Source organism: Rhodococcus sp. P4_B6 (assembly GCF_056402215.1).
In genome coordinates this window covers 1-5,039 of record NZ_JBFUHV010000315.1, presented here as the reverse complement: position 1 = coordinate 5,039, position 5,039 = coordinate 1, and the positions used below count along the sequence as shown (strand labels likewise).

Sequence of the window (5,039 nt, the reverse complement as noted above, 5' to 3'; positions counted from 1 at the left end):
AGGTCTGCAGGCCTTGCTTGTCGACGAGCCCGTCGGTCGAGTAGTCCGGCTTCGCGAAGTCGTAGGCGTCCTTGGCGGCGTCGTAACTGATCTGGCTGTCGTTCATCAGGATGGAGATCGCTTCGTCGGGGTGATCGACGACCCATTGGGCGCTTTCCTTGTACGCCGACAGGAAGGCGCGGAATTCATCCGGGTTGGGTGCGAGGACTCGCTCACTGGCGGCGAACACCTGCGGGGTCAGCTTCGGGAGGATGTCGCGGTACTCCACGATCTCCTTCGACCCCGATTCTGCCGCGGTCAGATCGTAGGGCGGGACGAGGCCGGCGCCGTCGACCTGCCCGGCGACCAGGGCGGCCATCTGGGTCGACGCCGCACCGGACGGAATGTATTGCACGCTTGCCGGATCCACCCCGGATCGTTCGAAGAGTCCCTTGGCGAGGATTTCGGTGCCGCTACCTGGTCCGACGATGGCCAAGCTGCGGCCAGCGAACTGTTCGATGGAGTCGATGTCCGGCTTGCTGTACAGGATGTGTTGGTCCTCGGTGAGGAGGTTGGCGATGATCTTCAGGTCCGAACCCGATGCCCGGGAGGAGATCACCCCTTCGGTGAGCATGGCCGCGACGTTGGCCTGCCCACTCGCCACCGCCGCTGCTCCTTCTGCGGTGCTCTTGACCTTGATGACTTCGACGTCGATGCCGTTCTTGTCGAAGATCCCCTGTTCGATGCCGGCGGTCACGGCGAGGAACGAGCTACCGGTGATCGACGACGCCAGCTTGATCGTGGTGCGGCCGTTCGCCGAGGACAACTCCGTGCTGTTGGCGCAGCCGACGACGAGGGCGAGCAACCCGGCACAGGTACCCGCGAGCAGCGCGCGTCGTTTCATCGCTGTCCCACCGCTGACGGATCCGCGGGCTGGGTGGCGGCGGCGTCGACGGCGGCCGGTGCGGGGTCGCTGAACAGGCGTCCGCCGCGGGCAAGGTCGTGCCGGTCGATCTCGAAGAAGGTGATCCGGACCCCTTCGGGGGCGATATCGAAGGCGTCGACGGCGGCCTGGGTGATTCCCTGGACGAACTGACGACGCTGGTCGAGGGTGCGGCCTCGGAAGATTTCGACGGTGATGTTAGGCATTTGAGGTCTCCTTCAGAGTGCGGTGATTGCGGATTCGAGTTCGGTCGGCGAACTCGGGAAGTGCGATATGCGTGTGGATTCGGCCAGGACCTCGCGGACGTTCGTGCAGTGCTCGAGGTTGCGCAGCCGGGCGAGCAGTTCGGTGCCGTCCCAGACGACTCCGGGGACAGTCATGCATTCGGCGAACTTGTCGTCGAGCTCACGGTCGGTGAGCGGGTCGTGGGTGTAGCCGTGGGGCATGTCGGCGCGCGCCTGCACCGTCTCGCCGTTCTTGGCGGTGATTTGTACTGTTGCGTACCACTTTTCGTACTCGCCGGGCCCGACGGGCGGAGTCGTGGATTCACAGGTTTCGACCAGCGGGACGAGGTGTTGGATCTTCTCGTCGATCACATGGGTGTCGGTGAAGGTATCGAGCCCGAGCCTGCCGTCGACCAGTGCTGCCGCCACCGTGTATTCCATGCTGAATTTCGCCTGGTTTCCGGTGGTCGGGCGATGATGGATGGGCCCGGTCAGACCGGTGGGCTGCACGGTGACCTTGATCGCCGCGACATCTCGGGCGTTCAGTCCCGCCTTGGCGAGATCGACTGCGGCATCGCCCGCGGGGTGGACGGCATAGCAGGCCGGGTACCGCTTGACGTTGAGGCCACGGGTCGTGACGGTCCAACGTTCTCCGAGCACATACTCGACCTTCGACAGGTCCGAGTCGACACCGAACAGGTGGAAGAACCCGAGCGGGGCTTCGAGCTGATCCGGATCGGCGTCGATACCTGCGGCCGCGAAGCGGGCGGCGAGCAGGCCGTTCATCGCTGCCATTCCCGCATGGACCGGCTTGACGCTGAACCCGCAGTTCTGCCGGCTTCCCGCCGCCATGGAGGCGGCGATTCCCAGCGCAGACTGGATCTCGCGGATGGTCAGGCCCTCGAGCCGTGCCACTGCGGCAGCGACACCGAGCACGCCGACAGTTTCGGTCGCGTGCCATCCGTGAGCCCAGTGCGGCCGGACCGGCAGCGCTTCGGATATTGCGCACATCACCTGGTGGCCGACGACGTAGGCCTCGAGCATCGCACTGCCGGACAGTCCGTTCTCCTCACCGCTGGCGAGAATTGCCGGCACCAGCACCACGCTCGGGTGCCCGTTGACGTCCGACAGGTGGTCGTCGAAGTCCAGTGCATGCCCGGCCGTGCCGTTGATCAGTGCGGCGTGCGCGGCGGAGACACGCTCCCCGGTGGTCAGCAGGGTGGCTGCACGGGTCGGCGAGCCGCCCTCGGGAACCATCACGCTCTGCGCCGCGGACACCACCGGCTCGTGTGCTCCGGCGATCGCGACGCCCACGGTGTCGACGAAGGCTCGAACGGCCATCCGGGCGGCGTCGGCATCGAGTGGATGCGTCGGTGCGGCCGCGRCGAACTCGGCGATCCGACGGGTAACAGGAGGAGTCATCGGGTGCCTCCGGTGACCGGTTGAAGAGCCGGGGTGCGGTCGAGCGCGGAGTGCAGCCCCGACGCCGCACCCGACATCAGCCGCGCCTGTGACGCCAAGAGGAAGGTTGCGCCGCGCTCGGCGGCCGCGGCGGCGTCGGTTGGGGAACTGGCTGACATTCCGATTGCCTTCCCACTGGTGCGAACGGTGTCGATGATGCGGTCGATCGCCGACTGGACCTCCGGATGATCGCTGCGACCGATGTGGCCCATTGTGGCGGCGAGGTCCTGGGCGCCGACGAGGACGATGTCGACCTCGTCGATCGCGACCAGTTCGGGCAGCGAGACGATCCCGTCGAGGGATTCGATGTGGACGATCAGGGACACCGACTCGGCGGCGTGCCGGAACTGTTGGTAGCCACCGGGGAAGTGCCCGAAGCGGTTCGCCCTGGACCGTCCGATGCCCCGGGTGCCGCGGGGGGCGAATCGTACGCAGTCGAGGATCTTCTCGACTTGCTGGAGTGTGTCGACGTGGGCGAGTTGGAAGTGCGCTATTCCGAGATCGAGGCAGTTCGCGACCAGTTCGGGTGAGTGTGGAACCCGGGCGATGACGGTGGCCTCGGTGAGTTCGCATGCCCGCACGATGTTTTCGACGGTGTTCCAGTCGGGGTTGCTGTGCTCGAAGTCGATCGCGATCGCGGCGAACCCGTTGTGCGCGAGGAACTCCGCGGTTGCGGGCGTCGGGAAGTCGAGGGTGACGGCGGTGATGTGGCCGTCGTGATCGTGTCGTTGCTGCAGGGTGGGCATGAGGGTCAGGCCTTGTTGCGGAACGGGTGCAGCAGCAGACCGGCGCTGGGCCACTCGGCGCTCAGAACCTGACCCTTGTCGGAGTCGGTCACGATGAGCTGCTTGTCGGGTGAGATCGCGACGTTGGTGTACTTCGTGCCGTCGCCTGGTGCGATGATCTCGAGGAGCTTGCCATCGGGGCCGTAGACCTGCAGGTCGCCGGGCGCGGTGCCGGTGATGGCACCGATTACCATGTTGCCGTCGACATCCCAGGCGAATCCGTCGGGGCGGCCGTGATCGAGTTGGACGAAAAGTTCGGGGGTGCCGAGCTTGCCGCCGGGGGCGAACGGGAATCGCAGGATGCGGCCCTCGGCGCCCTGGGCGACGTACATGGCGTCGTCTTCGCGGCCGAAACCGATTCCGTTCGGGTACCACGCAGTCGAGGTCAGGAGCTCGGATTCGCCGGTGGTGACGTCGATCCGCCACAGGCGTCCGTCATCCCGTCGCGGTCCGCGGCTCGGGTCGGTGACATACAGGAATCCGTCGGGTCCGAAGCAGAGATCATTCGGGAAGCACGGGTCGGTCGAGATGGTCCGAACCAGGCCTTCAGGGCTGATTGCCTGCACGCCGCCGGTCACTCCCGGCCAGCGGTGGGCGGGGAACTGGCCACCGTTCTGGGCGACATAGATGCTGCCGTCGGCACCCTCGGTCGCGCCGTTCGGGCCCGCTCCGGTCAAACCCAGCGTGGAGGTCTCGCCGTCCCGGACGGTGTACACGCGGCCACGGTCGATCGAGGTGAACACGATGTCGCCGGCCTGAGTGAAGACGGGGCCTTCGGTGAAACCTACGTCGGTGGCGATGGTCTTGAATTCCACAACATCTCCTGTGATCTCGGACCAACCATTCGCGGTTGGCGTTGTAGATCACAGTATTTTCGCCTTCCAATCGGTACAACCGGCAGGAGGCGATAGTTCTATCGGAATTACCGATACTTATCGCCGGGGTGACGCCCGCCGGAGGTCGGGCTGACTGAGCCGTGCATTGTGGAGGAGTGTGCGGACCGCCGGCGTCTCGAATGTCGGACTCCAGGCAAGCTGGAGAGCGACCTTGCGGACCGCCCCCGACAACGGCACGAACACCACGTCATCACGAGACCGATCCCGGAACGATTCGGGCTGCACCGACACCCCCAGGCCCGCCCCGATGAACGCCATCTGAGTTTGCATGTCGGAGCCCTCGATCATTTGGCTTGGCACACAGTCGTGTTGGTGGCAGGTAGAGATGAGCTGGTCGTAGAAACTGTTATTGAAGCTTCGTGGCCAGAACACGAAAGGCTCACCGTTGAGATCGGAAAGGGAGAGCTCCTCGGCACCGGCAAGGCGATGATCGGACGGCAGGACCGCCCACAGCGACTCTTCCATGAGCGTCTCCACACGCAGACCGCGCCGCCTCGGCACAGCGCGCACGAACCCCACGTCCAATTCACCGGACAGCAGGGCGCGCACCTGCGCCTCGGTCGAGAGGGTGTGGATACTGACCGCCAGATCGGGTGAGGACCGGATGAGCCGACGCAAGATCAACGGCACCGCGCGGTGGAGCGCCGGGCCCACTGCCCCGACCCGCAACTCACCCGATTGCCCCATTGCGTGCTTGCGGACGACTTCTTCGAGCCGGCCGAGCTCAGCAAGGGTCTTCCGGGCCCCGGCG

Annotated in this window: 6 protein-coding genes; all 6 read right to left on the bottom strand. The window is 65.7% G+C overall.

The features are described 5' to 3' along the window. Nucleotides 1–883: ABC transporter substrate-binding protein (locus AC1DWT_RS49400; RefSeq protein ID WP_477926080.1), on the bottom strand; the 883-nt coding region annotated here is incomplete at its 3' end. Next, the gene (locus AC1DWT_RS49395) at nucleotides 880–1,128 is read right to left on the bottom strand and encodes a tautomerase family protein (protein WP_477926079.1); all 249 of its coding nucleotides are present in this window, start codon (nucleotides 1,126–1,128) and stop codon (nucleotides 880–882) included. The genes AC1DWT_RS49395 and AC1DWT_RS49400, both read right to left, overlap by 4 nt. A gap of 12 nt (nucleotides 1,129–1,140) precedes the next feature. Continuing rightward, on the bottom strand, nucleotides 1,141–2,568 hold the full coding sequence (locus AC1DWT_RS49390; protein ID WP_477926078.1) for an MmgE/PrpD family protein: 1,428 nt from the start codon (nucleotides 2,566–2,568) through the stop codon (nucleotides 1,141–1,143). Then, nucleotides 2,565–3,353 (bottom strand): HpcH/HpaI aldolase family protein, encoded by a 789-nt coding sequence (locus AC1DWT_RS49385; RefSeq protein WP_477926077.1) that lies wholly within the window; start codon nucleotides 3,351–3,353, stop codon nucleotides 2,565–2,567. Before AC1DWT_RS49385 ends, AC1DWT_RS49390 begins: the two co-directional genes overlap by 4 nt. A gap of 5 nt (nucleotides 3,354–3,358) precedes the next feature. Beyond that, nucleotides 3,359–4,207: an SMP-30/gluconolactonase/LRE family protein gene (locus tag AC1DWT_RS49380; RefSeq protein ID WP_477926076.1), complete on the bottom strand. Its 849-nt coding sequence runs from the start codon at nucleotides 4,205–4,207 to the stop codon at nucleotides 3,359–3,361. Nucleotides 4,208–4,324: 117 nt separating this feature from the next. Further along, nucleotides 4,325–5,039 (bottom strand): LysR family substrate-binding domain-containing protein (locus AC1DWT_RS49375; protein ID WP_477926075.1); only part of this gene is annotated, 715 nt, incomplete at its 5' end.